15 protein-coding genes are annotated in these 13,938 nt (G+C 42.2%); 4 read left to right on the top strand and 11 right to left on the bottom strand.

What is annotated here, in order from left to right; translation table 11 throughout:
- Positions 1-43: 43 nt before the first annotated feature.
- Both queA and ACWICE_RS04455 read left to right on the top strand, forming a co-directional pair.
- The gene (gene queA, locus ACWICE_RS04460) at positions 44-1,093 is read left to right on the top strand and encodes a tRNA preQ1(34) S-adenosylmethionine ribosyltransferase-isomerase QueA (protein WP_185211659.1); all 1,050 of its coding nucleotides are present in this window, start codon (positions 44-46) and stop codon (positions 1,091-1,093) included.
- A 95-nt stretch (positions 1,094-1,188) separates the two neighbouring features.
- Positions 1,189-1,881 (top strand): 2-C-methyl-D-erythritol 4-phosphate cytidylyltransferase, encoded by a 693-nt coding sequence (locus ACWICE_RS04455; RefSeq protein WP_313258523.1) that lies wholly within the window; start codon positions 1,189-1,191, stop codon positions 1,879-1,881.
- On the opposite strand, the gene ACWICE_RS04450 is transcribed toward ACWICE_RS04455, so the two are convergent.
- The 9 genes from ACWICE_RS04450 to ACWICE_RS04410 form a co-directional block, all read right to left on the bottom strand.
- Entirely contained in the window at positions 1,878-2,030 is a 153-nt protein-coding gene (locus tag ACWICE_RS04450; RefSeq protein WP_139185413.1) for a lmo0937 family membrane protein, read from the bottom strand. The two genes, ACWICE_RS04455 and ACWICE_RS04450, sit on opposite strands and share 4 nt — an antisense overlap.
- Positions 2,031-2,133: 103 nt before the next feature.
- Complete coding sequence (locus ACWICE_RS04445; protein ID WP_254529125.1) at positions 2,134-2,901, bottom strand: MBL fold metallo-hydrolase; 768 nt, start codon at positions 2,899-2,901, stop codon at positions 2,134-2,136.
- Positions 2,898-3,170: a hypothetical protein gene (locus tag ACWICE_RS04440; protein ID WP_185211656.1), complete on the bottom strand. Its 273-nt coding sequence runs from the start codon at positions 3,168-3,170 to the stop codon at positions 2,898-2,900. The genes ACWICE_RS04445 and ACWICE_RS04440 overlap by 4 nt, the downstream gene beginning before the upstream one ends.
- Before the next feature lie 41 nt (positions 3,171-3,211).
- Positions 3,212-4,222, bottom strand: coding sequence for a glycosyltransferase (locus ACWICE_RS04435; RefSeq protein ID WP_185211655.1), 1,011 nt, complete (start codon positions 4,220-4,222; stop codon positions 3,212-3,214).
- A gap of 1 nt (position 4,223) precedes the next feature.
- A complete protein-coding gene (locus tag ACWICE_RS04430; protein ID WP_185217083.1) occupies positions 4,224-5,174 on the bottom strand; it encodes a glycosyltransferase family 2 protein in 951 nt (316 codons plus the stop codon).
- Positions 5,175-5,238: 64 nt separating this feature from the next.
- Positions 5,239-5,868, bottom strand: a complete 630-nt coding sequence (locus ACWICE_RS04425) for a DUF4199 domain-containing protein (protein ID WP_185211653.1) — start codon at positions 5,866-5,868, stop codon at positions 5,239-5,241.
- 3 nt (positions 5,869-5,871) lie between these two features.
- Positions 5,872-6,540 carry a hypothetical protein gene (locus ACWICE_RS04420; protein WP_254529121.1) on the bottom strand — a complete coding sequence of 223 codons (669 nt, stop codon included), beginning with the start codon at positions 6,538-6,540 and terminating at the stop codon, positions 5,872-5,874.
- 7 nt (positions 6,541-6,547) lie between these two features.
- A complete protein-coding gene (locus ACWICE_RS04415) occupies positions 6,548-7,813 on the bottom strand; it encodes a dihydroorotase (protein ID WP_454297726.1) in 1,266 nt (421 codons plus the stop codon).
- A gap of 270 nt (positions 7,814-8,083) precedes the next feature.
- A complete protein-coding gene (locus ACWICE_RS04410) occupies positions 8,084-8,656 on the bottom strand; it encodes a UbiX family flavin prenyltransferase (protein ID WP_254529117.1) in 573 nt (190 codons plus the stop codon).
- A 424-nt stretch (positions 8,657-9,080) separates the two neighbouring features.
- Here ACWICE_RS04410 and ACWICE_RS04405 point away from each other — a divergent pair, with 424 nt between their 5' ends.
- A complete protein-coding gene (locus ACWICE_RS04405) occupies positions 9,081-9,731 on the top strand; it encodes an ankyrin repeat domain-containing protein (protein WP_185217087.1) in 651 nt (216 codons plus the stop codon).
- Here the strand turns inward: ACWICE_RS04405 and ACWICE_RS04400 are convergent.
- On the bottom strand, positions 9,728-11,014 hold the full coding sequence (locus tag ACWICE_RS04400) for a DUF2851 family protein (protein WP_454297725.1): 1,287 nt from the start codon (positions 11,012-11,014) through the stop codon (positions 9,728-9,730). The two genes, ACWICE_RS04405 and ACWICE_RS04400, sit on opposite strands and share 4 nt — an antisense overlap.
- A 125-nt stretch (positions 11,015-11,139) precedes the next feature.
- Complete coding sequence (gene ribD, locus ACWICE_RS04395) at positions 11,140-12,183, bottom strand: bifunctional diaminohydroxyphosphoribosylaminopyrimidine deaminase/5-amino-6-(5-phosphoribosylamino)uracil reductase RibD (protein ID WP_454297724.1); 1,044 nt, start codon at positions 12,181-12,183, stop codon at positions 11,140-11,142.
- A gap of 408 nt (positions 12,184-12,591) precedes the next feature.
- Between ribD and prmC the strand changes: the two genes are divergently transcribed.
- Complete coding sequence (prmC, locus tag ACWICE_RS04390; protein ID WP_454297723.1) at positions 12,592-13,449, top strand: peptide chain release factor N(5)-glutamine methyltransferase; 858 nt, start codon at positions 12,592-12,594, stop codon at positions 13,447-13,449.
- The last annotated feature ends 489 nt before the right edge of the window (positions 13,450-13,938 follow it).

Below are 13,938 nucleotides of genomic sequence, written 5' to 3'. Positions count from 1 at the left end.
AGCCCCAGTAAGGCTAGAGGGCATAATACATCAGTAGAATAACATGAAATTATCTCAATTCAACTTTAATCTTCCAGAGTCATTGCTAGCATCTGAGCCTTCAGAACAAAGAGATGAATCTCGTTTAATGGTTTTACACCGCGATAGTGGAAAAATCGAACACAAGATCTTCAAAGATGTTCTGGATTATTTTGATGATAAAGATGTCATGATCTTGAACAACACAAAGGTTTTCCCTGCTCGTATGTATGGTAATAAAGAAAAGACCGGTGCGACTATCGAAGTATTCTTGTTGAGGGAACTGAACAAAGAATTACGCCTTTGGGACGTTTTGGTTGATCCTGCTCGTAAAATCCGTGTTGGTAACAAATTGTATTTCGGAGATGACGATCTTTTGGTTGCCGAAGTAGTAGACAATACCACTTCCCGTGGCCGTACCATCCGTTTCCTTTTTGATGGTACTGACGAAGAGTTCCGTAAGAACATCGAGATCTTAGGTGAAACTCCTCTTCCTAAATACATCAAAAGAAAAGCAACTCCTGAAGATAAATTCCGCTACCAAACTATCTACGCTAAAAACGAAGGTGCCGTTGCAGCGCCAACCGCTGGATTGCACTTCTCCCGCGAATTGATGAAACGCTTAGAACTTAAGGGCGTAGATTTCGCTGAAGTAACCCTTCACGTAGGTCTTGGTACTTTCCGTACGGTTGAAGTAGAAGATTTAACTAAACATAAAATGGATTCCGAACAGTATATCATTTCTGAAGAAGCTGCTCGCATCGTTAATAAGGGTATCGATAACAAACGCAAGATCTGTGCAGTAGGTACAACATCCATGCGCGCTATCGAATCCTCAGTATCTGCCGACAAACATTTGAAAGCAGCAAATGATTGGACTTCCAAGTTCATCTATCCTCCTTATGATTTCAGCATCGCCAACTCGATGATCACCAATTTCCATACTCCACAATCTACCCTTTTGGTTATGATTGCAGCTTTCGCAGGATATGAAAATGTAATGAATGCATACGAAGTTGCCGTAAAAGAGAAATACCGTTTCTATAGCTATGGAGACGCTATGTTGATTATTTAATAATTTACTCCTTAAATAAGAAAAACGCAGGTCAATGACCTGCGTTTTTTATTCCTTTTTATTTACTTTGTTTTATTAAACGCTATATCGAAGCTATGTCTACCCATTTTGTCATCATCGTTGCTGCTGGAACAGGCTCTAGGCTTGGAGGAAATCTCCCAAAGCAATTTCTTCTGTTGGATGGGAAACCCATCCTCATGCATACCCTGGAGAAATTCGCCTCTTCACAGACCAAGCCCGAAATTATCCTCGTTCTTTCCGAACAGATGTTTGGTCTTTGGGAGGAACTCTGCAGAGAATTTGATTTCAACATCCCGCATCAGGTGACTCAAGGTGGAAACACGAGATTCCAGAGCGTAAAAAATGGTATTGAATTTATTAAGGGAAGTACCCAACTGGGGTTAGAATCTAAAATTGGGGTTCACGATGGCGCTAGACCATTGTTGAGCGGCAAATTGATCGATGAGTTATATACGACCTGTAACTTGGATAGACCTGCGGTAATCCCTGCTGTACAGAGTACAAATTCTGTAAGGATGGGTATGCAGGAACAAAGCCATGCGGTGGATAGGCAGACCGTCTGGTTGGTACAGACGCCACAACTGTTTATGGGCAAACTACTGATCGAAGCCTATGAACAGCCTGAGGAAAGCTTTTTTACAGATGACGCATCTGTTGTAGAAAAGTTGAGCAATAACTTATACCTGCTCCCCGGAGATCAACAGAACCTGAAGATTACCTTTGAAGAAGACATAGCCATTGCTCAACTGTTATTTAATAAAATTTAAGCGTTGCCTCTGATTATTCTCAATAAGATCACAATAATGGCAATAACCAATAAAATGTGAATAATACCGCCAGTAGCATAACCTCCAAAGAAGCTAATTGCCCAAATGATGACGAGAATAACCGCGATTAAATACAAAATATTTCCCATAGTAGTTAAAATTTGTGTTTTGTAAAATAGTTTATTCAATGATTCAATTTTCATTAGGATAAACAAGTCATTCAAACAAATTGTTTTAAACAGACATATTTTTTTACAATAAATCAATAACTAATTGATCGTAAGACACATAAATTCCGTCTGGCAACATGGTTTCTATCTCCACGTGCTTTCCAAAACGATGTGAAATATGGGTAAGGTAGGTTTTTTGGGGTTGTATCCGATTGGAAACTTCGATAGCCTCCTCCAAAGTCAAATGGGAAATATGAGGTTCGCGCTGCAAGGCATTGATCACCAAAACCTCCACTCCTTCCAATAATTTAAAGGATTCCTCAGATATAGTCTTGGCATCGGTGATATAGGCAAAATTATCGACCCTAAATCCCAGAACCGGCATCTTGTAGTGCATCACCTCCACCGGCAGGATTGATTTTCCGTACAGCTCAAAAGCCTGCCCGGCAAAGATTTCCTCAAGCTCCAGCTGAGGCACTCCGGGGTATTTATAATCACTGAAGGCATAGTAGAACTCCTTCCTCAAGGCATCATGGGTCGCCTTATTGGAATAGATCGGAATGGATTGCTGCTGTTGGTAATTAAAGGCACGGACATCATCCAAACCTGCAATATGGTCTTTATGGGAATGCGTCATTAATACGGCATCCAGGCGCTTGACTTCCTGGCGTAACATCTGGTACCTAAAGTCAGGTCCTGTATCCACAATGACCGAATAGCCATTGTATTCCAGCAATATCGAAGAACGTAGGCGATTATCTCGCTTATCCTCCGAATGGCAGACTTCACATGGACATGCAATAACCGGAACTCCCTGCGAGGTTCCTGTACCTAAAAATGTTACTCTCAAACCGTAATTTTTGTCTTTTTTATTTGCTGATAAAAAGTCTTTAATTTTTCTTGGATCAAGCTCTCATCCACTTCCATGGTTTCCAAGATTTGCAATAGGGAAACCACTTTCATGTCCACGGTCGAGAACTTGTTTACCACGACCACCCTGGCGTTCTGCAGAACACATGCACCGGTCCGGAACGATCCCTTCTCATAGCGCAGTTTATAGCCAAGATCACTGAACAGGGTTTCTAATTTATCTAAACTTCCTTGAGTTAATGAAATCATAGTATCTCCTCATCACAATTTAATAAAGCATCAGGAATTTATCAATTCTTTGAAGCCTTTTTATTCGTAATAAATTTTTGGGCATATTGGCTCAGGAATCCAGATCCATATGCTATCAATTGCGTATAAGCTGCAATCACCGACAAGAAGGCAACCTTCAGGCTCTTGGTACTGACCAAGGCATGTAGAAACAGCAATATGGTATAGATCGCTAGAAAAGAATTGCCTATCAGGCCCAGGATATGTAAAAAATAGATCTCGTCCATGGTCAACAGGTTGATGACATCGATCATGAGCAAGAAAGCCAAGCCCAACACAAATACGGCAGGCAGGGCATGAACAGGCTTCAATTCCTTCGGGTACAGACAGTAAATATCGATCCTTCCCTTTCCAAAATTATAGGTCTGCTTATAGAACTGAGCAAAGCTCGTCCTTCGTTTATGGTAAACAAAAGCATCTGGAATCAAACCAACCTTAAAGCCGGAATTGATCATCCGGATACTGAATTCGATATCCTCGGAGCGACGGGAAAGCTTAAATCCCCCAGTTTTCTCCCAAACGGCACGGCTGATCCCTAGATTGAAACTTCTGGGATGAAACTGTCCGACATGCTTTTTATTGCCACGGATACCGCCTGTGGTAAACGGACTGGTCATCGAATAGCTGATCGCTTTCTGTATGGCCGTAAAAGAAGAATGTGCTGCATCTGGACCACCAAATGCATCCAGTTTATCTTTTTCAATCCCTTCGATTACCTTGAGCAGATAATCTTCTGGAACAATGATATCAGAATCAAAAACAATGAAGAAATCTCCTTTTGCTCTTTCAAAACCATAGTTCCGAGCAAATCCCTGACCTTCATTTTCCTTAAAGAAATACTGTATATCCAGTCTGTCTTTGAACTTATCTACAATATGTTCTGCTTTATTTTTGGATCCATCCTCCACAATGATCACTTCAAATTCCTTGTAGGTTTGGTCCAACAAAGAACTGAGCATTTCCTTGATCTCAACCGGTCTGTTATAGAGAGGAACGATGATGGAAAAAAACATATTAGATGACTTCGTCTACATGATATTTATTCCTATCGGAACCATTGCGCGATACCAGCTCGGCAACAAATCCAGTCAGGAATAACTGTGATCCAATGATGATGGCCACCAATGCCAAAAAGAACAATGGCTGGTCGGTCACATTTCTATAAACGGTACCATTGGCGATGCTCATCAGCTTTTCACAGATCAACCAGATGGTAATGAAAAATCCCAGTAAGAAACTGATAACGCCTAAAGGTCCAAAGAAGTGCATGGGCCTCTTGGCGAACTTTCCTACAAAGAATATGGACATCAAATCCAGAAATCCCTTTACAAAGCGTCCCGGACCAAATTTGGTCGTACCATATTTCCGGGGATAGTGCTGAACGACCTGCTCCTGAATATTGCTAAAACCAGCCCATTTGGCCAGTACAGGAATATAGCGGTGCATCTCACCGTAAACCTCTATGCTCTTTACCACATCTTTCTTATAGGCTTTCAGCCCACAGTTGAAATCATGCAGGTTGTCTATACCCGACATACTGCGCGTAGCAGAGTTGAACAACTTGGTAGGAATGGTCTTTGTCAATGGATCATACCGCTTTTTCTTCCAACCTGAAACCAGGTCAGCATCTTGGTTCATGATCCGGTCATAAAGCTCAGGAATCTCATCAGGACTATCTTGAAGGTCAGCATCCATCGTAATGACCACATCGCCTTCCGCCGCTGCAAAACCAACGTTAAGCGCCGCCGATTTCCCATAGTTCCTCCTGAAACGTATACCGATAACATTCTCATTCTCCTTTTTCAGGTTCTTGATCACCTTCCAAGAACTATCCTTACTGCCATCGTCAACCATAACGATTTCGTAAGTGAAATTATTGGCATCCATAACGCGCTTAATCCAAGCCGTCAATTCAGGAAGTGATTCTTCCTCGTTGTATAAAGGTATTACTACTGAAATGTCCATAATGAATAAAGAACAAAGGTATCATTTTTGGATGATACCTTTATCATATAAACGTTAGCGTTTGTTAAGCGTTATTATCGTTGTTATCTGTGTTTTGCCAAGGATGTGCTTCATCTGAACTGCTTGCAGGTTTGAACATGGGCTTCTCTTTTTTGAAGATTGCCGCAAAAATCAAGGCCAATACAAAGTAAAGCAATAAGGAAACCGCCAATCCCTTCAGGATCTGCCCGATCGACAAGGAACCTAAGGCTTCCTTCTGCTGATCCAACATCTCCAAGGTAGCATCAATCTGCTCATCAGGCATATTATTGGCTTCCATCATCTCAATGGTCAGGTTCTGCGTGTTTTCAATAGCTTCTACCTGTAAGCTTGGATAAACCATATTGAATATATTGATACCGATAAGACCTATGGCAGCCGTAATGGCCAACATAATAAAGATATTCTTCAGGGCCGTGGAAAAATCCCAATACCCACCGTTAGCTTTTCTCAATTTCAGGATAAAGAATACAGCAATCGCAAGGAAAACCGCATAACTAACGAAAATATTGATGACCGAAGAAGTAACGATCGATGTAGCTGATTTCGAAAAATAAAGGGAAATAATGGAAAGAACAAAGGATATCACTCCTAAGATGACGCCATTGATCACGGCTTGTTTCCTTACATTATTTGTAGCGTTGATTGAATCCATAATTTATGAGTTGTAGTTTATGATTAATTGCAGAAGCGCTTGGTCTAATGCCTTATTCGGAGCTGCCTGCGCATATTCCTCCAACTGTCCTGCATTTGGTTTCTGTTCGTTGAAGAAAGAAATCAAAGGATAGAATAAATCAACCAATTCATCATCCTCAGAAAGCCCTTTGGCCACTTTTGCGATTTCATTATAGTCGCTATCGATCAAGATCTGATTGGCAATTACCTTTTCATAAATCCTGTATTCATCCTGAAATTCATCTTCTTCAACCAAAAGGAACTCCTTCAAGAAATCATCCAACGAAGGTTCAACCTCGTCATCTTCACATTCTTTCAGGTATAATAGAATATTCAACAGTTCTGAGCCACGATCAAGAGTTTCCTCCTCGATCGCTTCCCATTCTTCTGAATCGAGATAGTCCTCTTCCAATTTCTGGACATCCTCTGCAAAGAAGTTGATCATCAACAGGTCAAAACTATATTCGCGCAGTTCTTCAAAGCGTTGATTGTCATCAAAAACAGCATCCATGGCCTCTACCTTATCCATAAATGGAGCATCTAATTCAAATGCGGAAGCTAAGCCCGGAAGGATATCCTGTCCATCAATCTGCTCTACCTTAGCATAATTATTTACAGCAGCCTCTAAGGCATTCTTTACTTTAGTATCCATATGTTATTTAATTGATGTGCAACTTATTATTGTTAATTACAGCTAATACCTGACCTGTTAATTCTTGACCGAACAACGGGCTGTTTGCTGATTTTGATCTATTGGTCTTACTATCAAATATCCATTTTTTCGATGGACTAAACAACACCAAATTTGCCTCTGCTCCTTCTGCGATAACAGGAACTTCCTGTCCTAAGATTTTCCTAGGGTTAACCGCTAATTTCTCTACAATCTGCTCGGCGGACAAACCTGCCTTCAGTAACAATGGCAAGACGGTCTGTGCCGCAATGATACCATTTTTCGCAATCTGGAATTCCACCTGCTTGAATTCGATCTCCTGTGGAGTATGCTGTGATACCACCGCATCGATCACGCCATCTTTCAATCCTTTGATCAGGGCTTTTACATCTTTCTTGGTACGCAATGGAGGGCTTACTTTATAATTGCTATCAAAACCCTTAACGTCCTCATCTGTAAAGACCAAGTTATGTGCAGCGACATCACAGGTCACCTTAATCCCTTTACTCTTAGCTTTTTTGATCAGGTCAACTGCTTCTTCCGTAGAGATGGTACTGAAGTGGATTGGCGCCTCATTATACTCCGCTAGGAAAAGATCCCTAGAGATCATAACGGATTCCGCTAGGTTAGGGATACCTTTCATGCCAAGGTAGGTACTCACTTCACCTTCATTCATTTTACTGTCTGCGGCGATGGAGTCATCCTCCGGAAATGCCATGATCAATCCATCAAAACCTTTTGCATAAAGCAAGGCACGGGACATCAGACCCGCCTGCTGTATACTGTGCGTACCATCACTGTAAGCTACGGCACCAGTGACCTTCATATCATATAGTTCAGCCAATTCATTGCCTTCACGCTTCTTGCTGACCGTCCCTACCGGAAAAACGTCCACTAGGTTTCCTTTGGCAGCATTGACGATCAAGGCTACTTCCGAACGGTTGTGGATTGGCGGATTGGTATTCGGCTGTACGGCCACTGCCGTAAATCCTCCTGCTGCCGAAGCTGCAGTTCCCGTCTGAAGATCCTCCTTCGTTTCGTAACCCGGTTCACCGAAATTAACGTTGAGGTCAAAAAATCCTACAGAAAGAAATGAATCCTTCCCGTCAATCACCTGAAGCTTATTGTCGTCCGACTTGATCTTCTTGGCAATCTGTTCGATCTTGCCATTTTTCACAAGTACGTCTACAGTAGACAAATGCAGCGGATGTCCTGCCGAAACCAAAGTCGCAGAATTAATTAATATTGTAGCCATGAATTGAATTGAAAATCAAAAAATTGTGCTGAATGCTGTTGTTTAAGTTGTGGGAACCAGCTAGCCATCCAAAGGTTCTTTTCCAATGAGCATTTTCAAAAACCTTCTTCAAGTATAAAAACTCCTTATTCGAAGATATTAACAGCTGTTTCATTAAAAAACAAAAGTACAAAATTCAATGAATACTGTTACAAAAACTTTTAGGAATCCTTGTATATCCCATTATTCGCAAAATACCTGCTGTCCCTATCTATAAAAGGATCAATGAAATCATTCACTCCAACGAAAGGTCTTTAAACCGCTCAGATCAAATCCTGCGATATCCAGGGCACGGTCTACAACGGTTGCGGCCAATTCTTCAAAGGTTTGTGGACGGCTGTAAAACGATGGGGAAGCTGGACAGATAATTCCACCTGCCTGGGTAATCAGGGCCATATTCTGGATATGGATGCTGCTCAACGGGGTTTCTCGGGTCAGCAAAATGAGCTTTCTCCTTTCTTTCAGGATCACATCGGCCGCTCGGGTCGTCAGATCCGAGGAAATCCCATGTGCTATCCTCGCCATGGTTCCCATAGAACAGGGAACGACAAACATGCAATCGTACTTTGCTGAACCGGAAGCAAAGGGAGCCATAAAATCACTCTTCTGATAGGTCGGAAAATCATAATCTTTGTAACTATCGTTGTCCAGTTCAAACTTCCAAACGTCCTTGGCGTTGTCCGACATAACGATCCCTACAGCTTCGATCTGCTCTGAAAGCTGCTGCAGCTTGTCTAACAGCACTTTCGCATAGATGGATCCAGATGCTCCGGTAATGGCTACCACAATTTTTCTTTTGCTCATGTTACAAATCTATGAAACTTCCTCCACAGTACCTGCAAAACCCTTTTATAGTTAATAATTAGCCGTTTCAACAAATCCCATTAAGTCAAAAAATACCTAATTGGAAACTAAATTTGAGCCCTAAAGAAAAAAAGGGTCGAATTAGATTAATTCGACCCTACATCTACCTATGAAAAACATGCCCTTGGGGAGGGCATTACAAAAGTAAAAAAATCAACAGAAAAGTTATAAGACAAGGTGGTAGATTTCCTATTTTGTAGACAATCAGCTACAAAAATTAAATAGTGTTCGTACCCAAACAAAAAAAATTGTATAGATTACATTTATTAACCTAAAATATTTTATAGCAAAACATAGAAATTTAGGGCCCAAGTAACTTTATTTTAACTTTTTTTTGTTTATTTCGTAACGCAAAATAAGGACTATGAGTTTGACAGTACTGGAAGAATATATTGAGACCGGAAACTACCAAGATTTAGATTTATTACTGAGCCAAAACCCCGACCTTGTCAAGGAAAACACCAGCCATGACATTTCAGCACTGCTTTTGGCCTGTTATTACCAAAAAAGCCAGATCGTGCAGGTCATCCTCAAATATATCAAGAGCATCACCATACACGAAGCCTGTGCCGCAGGCCTGACCGAACAGGTACAGTTTATGGTTGACCAAAAACCTGATGTCATCAACGAACTCTCCTCCCATGGCTTTTACCCGCTAGGCATAGCTTCCCACTTTGGAAAAGAAGATATCGTTCGCATCTTATTGCGAAACGGTGCTAATCCCAATTCATCCTCCCAAAATGGATATCAGGTCTTCCCTATCCACTCGGCATTAAGTAACGGGCAAAACAATATCGCCAAAATGCTGATCGAAGCCGGTGCTGAAGTCAATGTGCTGCAATCCTCCAGGATCAGCCCTCTGCACTTGGCCGCCCAACAGGGTAATATCGATATGATCATCATTCTATTGGAACATGGCGCCAATATCGCCATCCGAAACGATTTCGGGCATACTGCATCCGATATGGCCGCAGAAAAAGGATTCCCTGAAATTGCTGAGATCCTAAAAGCTTAATCCTTTCGGATAATCGATACCCCAATACCACATTCCAGACATCGCTTGGAATTGCAATAGGCCGACCTTAAATGTAACACGGCCTGGGTCTCCAGTGCATTGAACAGGTCCAAGCCAAATCCCATATAACGTCGGCAAACGGAATTGACCTCCGGCTTCAGCTGCTCCAACCAGTGCAAGGCGCGATCCATATACTGCTGGTTCCCTATGTACTTTCCATAGGAAAATAAAATGGGCACAAAGCTATTGATCGCCAAGAGATGGAAAAACTGCTCGGTAATCCGGGTATTGTGCCTGACTGATTCTTTCTCCAGATGAAAGTGCGTATTCCAAAACTCTGGAATCTCCAATTGCTGGCAATATCCCTTTAATTCATCCAAACTGTTCGCTTCCACGATCAGAGAAAACCAAGAGGCAAAGCGACAGTACATCGCGGCAAGCTGGGCCAATTTAACCGTCGGGAAATTATAGGGCCGCATGCGCATAAACTTCCATTGGAAGGCGGAAAGTTCAATTAACTTCTGGCTTTTCTTCAGATAGCCATAATTGGCCTGAAGCTTTATGACATAGGGATCATTCCCCTTATAGGACTTCAAGAACCCCGATTGCCCAAAAAACAAGGCCTGTATATTCTCAGGGTTATTCTTCATCTTTTGGATCAATTTCAAGGACAGGATCTGGCTCAGGTCCTGAAAGGATTGCTTGTTGACCTTCATTCCAAAAGCACCTGCCAACATCCCCAAACAGACCCTTTCCCAATCCCCTCTATAGCTATTGAGCATCAGGACCACAATCTTATAGCGATGCTCCAATCGCTCAATCCCCATTCGGTTCAAGACCTGGATCTTCTGATAGTCTGGCACCTGATTCATCCCATAGCTACAGGGCAACCAATGATTATTCTGCAAGAGTTTCTCAATTTTCTGTAATAGGGATTCCTCAACGATAGGCTTCAATTCCAAACAGGGAATGAGGGTTCCATCCTCCAGGAAACAGTCCAAGCCGGCTTCCCAGACCACATGCAGCACCACTGCATTATAGGCCTTGTTCTTTTGATGGCCATGTTGGTTCCAATCATTGGGGTCTACATGGATTTCAACATGCCCATGCCAGTCCTGGCCATTTATACGAAGATGGGCAAGAAGAAAGTCTGGTCCAGCATCGGTATTATAGTTGCCCGCTTGAACAACCTCAATCTCATCTCCATTCGTACAACAAAGGTCAAATGGAGCAAAAAGTCGATAACGCCAAATAAAGTGTAGGATATGCTCGGATATACGCATAGCTAAATATAATATATTTAACTTTCAATTACGTATTTTAATTTTAAAAACAAGTTTATGAAATGATGAATTAAGCCTCCCAATAGATTGAGGGCAAGCTTAGCTAGGAAAAATTATGATTCGATTTATTTTGGAAGGTAAATTTTCAATAGATCCGAACCTACTTTTATTTCTTCCCTCAGGTCTCCAATTAATTTTGGAGCCTCGATGCCTTCAGACCATGATTCGGCTCCTACAAATATGCGGGCTTCATCCCAAAGTCCTGCCTGAATAAACAGGTCAAGCGTCTTTCTACCGCCTTCAACGATAATGGACTGTACATCCATTAAATACAGCTGATAAAGGATTTGCTGTGGAAGGTACAGGTCAAAATTCTCCAGTTCTATATATTTCCGGTTACCCTGCCAATCGGTTTTCTGAGCATTGAAAATTATGGTTTCCGCTGCATCGTCATAAATTGAAAGACTTTCCGGAAGTTCCAAATTTTTGTCGATCAATATGCGTTTCGGGTTCCGTCCTTCCCAGTCCCGAACCGTCAAGCTTGGATTGTCAAGCTCTGCCGTTCTTTTGCCGACCAGGATCGCATCTTCCTCCGAACGCCATTTATGCACCAATTGCTTACTTGCCGAATTGCTGATCCAGCGCTGCCCCGATACAGGTGCAAAATAACCATTGGCAGTTTCTGCCCATTTCAGGATTACGTAAGGACGGAACTCTTTCAGTTTCGTAAAGAACCTGCGGTTCACCCACTTAGCCTCATCCTCCAAAACCCCTACTTCCGTGCTAATCCCCGCATCCTCCAACTTTTTCAGGCCCAAACCATTTACCTTCGCAAAGGGATCCAAACAAGCGATCACAGCTTCCTTGAAACCCATGTCCACGATCATGTCCGCACAGGGCGGTGTCTTCCCAAAATGCGCACAGGGCTCCAAGCTCACATAGATCGTACTCTCCGAAAACAGCTCCCTTGCCTTCGCCTCTCCGACCTGATCGATTACGGACCTGACCGCGTTCACCTCCGCATGCGGACCTCCATAAGGCGATGTATAGCCCTCTCCAATAATTTCTCCATTATGGACAATCACTGCCCCCACCATCGGATTCGGACTGGTCTTGCCTGCCCCCAAGACAGCCAATTCCAAACATCGCTTCATGTATTGATTATGCATGTTTCAAAGGTAGTGAAATAGATTTGAGTATGGAGATTGGTGGATTGAGAAAAACTTTCCGGAAGGACCATGACCATGACCTAATATTTCGCCAGAATAATACACAGGTTCGAAGGGGCTGCTCGTATATGTCAACTTGTTTGAACCAGGATTAAAAGGATAAGAGGATAGACCAAGATCAGGGAATGAACCAGGATGGAAAAGATGAGAGGATAGGCCAAGATCATAACCTATATTTCGCCAGCTTAACGCACACAAACTGTTGGGGTGTATCGCATACACCCCAACAGTTTGTGTAAGATTCTTGCCGCAGGGTCTGTTGTCTTGTGTCTATTGTCTGATGTCTAAAAAACTTGTGGCGAGCTGTCAAGAGCAGCTCGCCACAAGTTTTTTTCCTACCTTTGCTGTATGGATTCTATAGGCAGCTTAAGGCAAAAATTTGTGTCGGATTTATCGTCGATTTATGATCAGGATGAAGCAATGAGCCTGTTTCAGATTGCTGCCGAACATTTGCTGGGTTACAGCAGGATCCAACTTAGCATGAAGTTGCAAGATAAGCTCTCGGAGGATCAGGAGACCAACTTCAATTTGCTCCTGCAACAGCTTCAGATCGGCAGACCTATACAACAGATTATTGGAAAGGCTCCTTTTTATGGAATGGAGTTTATCGTGTCGGAGGATACCTTAATCCCCAGACCTGAGACGGAGGAACTCGTACAGCTGATTATCTCCGAAAACAAGAACAAATCAGATCTTGATATAATCGATATCGGCACAGGGACTGGCTGTATTGCGATCAGCTTGAAAAAAAGTCTTGCCGAATCCCATGTGTGCGCAGTGGACATTTCCCCGGAGGCCATTACCATTGCCAAACAGAATGCTCAACAAAATGGATGCCCTGTGGACTTCCGTTGTTTGGACATCCTGGAATGGAACCTGGTCTTTGATCAGGAGCAATATGACATCATTGTCAGCAACCCGCCCTACATCACCCATGACGAGAAAAGGGATATGCACCGTAATGTTCTGAATTTCGAGCCACACACGGCTTTATTTGTGGAAGACTCAGCCCCAATGTTGTTTTACGACCATATCGCTTCATTCGCCCTAAAACACCTCAAAAAGGAAGGGACTCTCTATTTCGAGATCAACCAGTACCTTTCCGAAGAAACCAAGGAACTTCTGATCAAGAAAGGATTTGCCAAGGTTGATATTCTCCATGACATCAACTCAGTTCCCAGAATGATCAGGGCAAGCTATTTTTAAGGCAATTTTTAAGTTTAAGGATTATTAACCTTTACAAAGCATCCTATTTTCCCGAAGAGTTTCTACCTTTAGACCATAGGCACTGTTTTCATTAAATTCGATACCAGCATTGCCTCCCTCCTAGCTTAGATCAAAATTTTAACAATCGTTTTTGATTTCAGATGTACATGGCTTTGGTCTCATTCGAGACATATTCGGAAATTTCGCAATATGGCCCGAACATGGGTAAAACAATTCCCGAATGCAACGCCCTAATAATTTCAGCCCCCACTTATTTCAATTTTTTAATGAATATGGAAAAACAGATCTCCTTTCGCTGTCCGGCAAAATGGTTGTTCCTGCAAGTTTTTGGGTAAAAATTGAACAGAAACCACTTCAGTATAAATCTAACCCAATATTTTTATTCATTTTTTCAAACTGAAAAACAGCGACTTATTTGATTATGGACAAATTTAAGTTCAAAAGATTTGGCACATATTAAGGATTTTT

This window comes from Sphingobacterium sp. NPDC055346, from assembly GCF_053645235.1.
The sequence above is the reverse complement of the archived record's forward strand: the minus strand, read 5'-3'. Positions and strand labels throughout refer to the sequence as shown.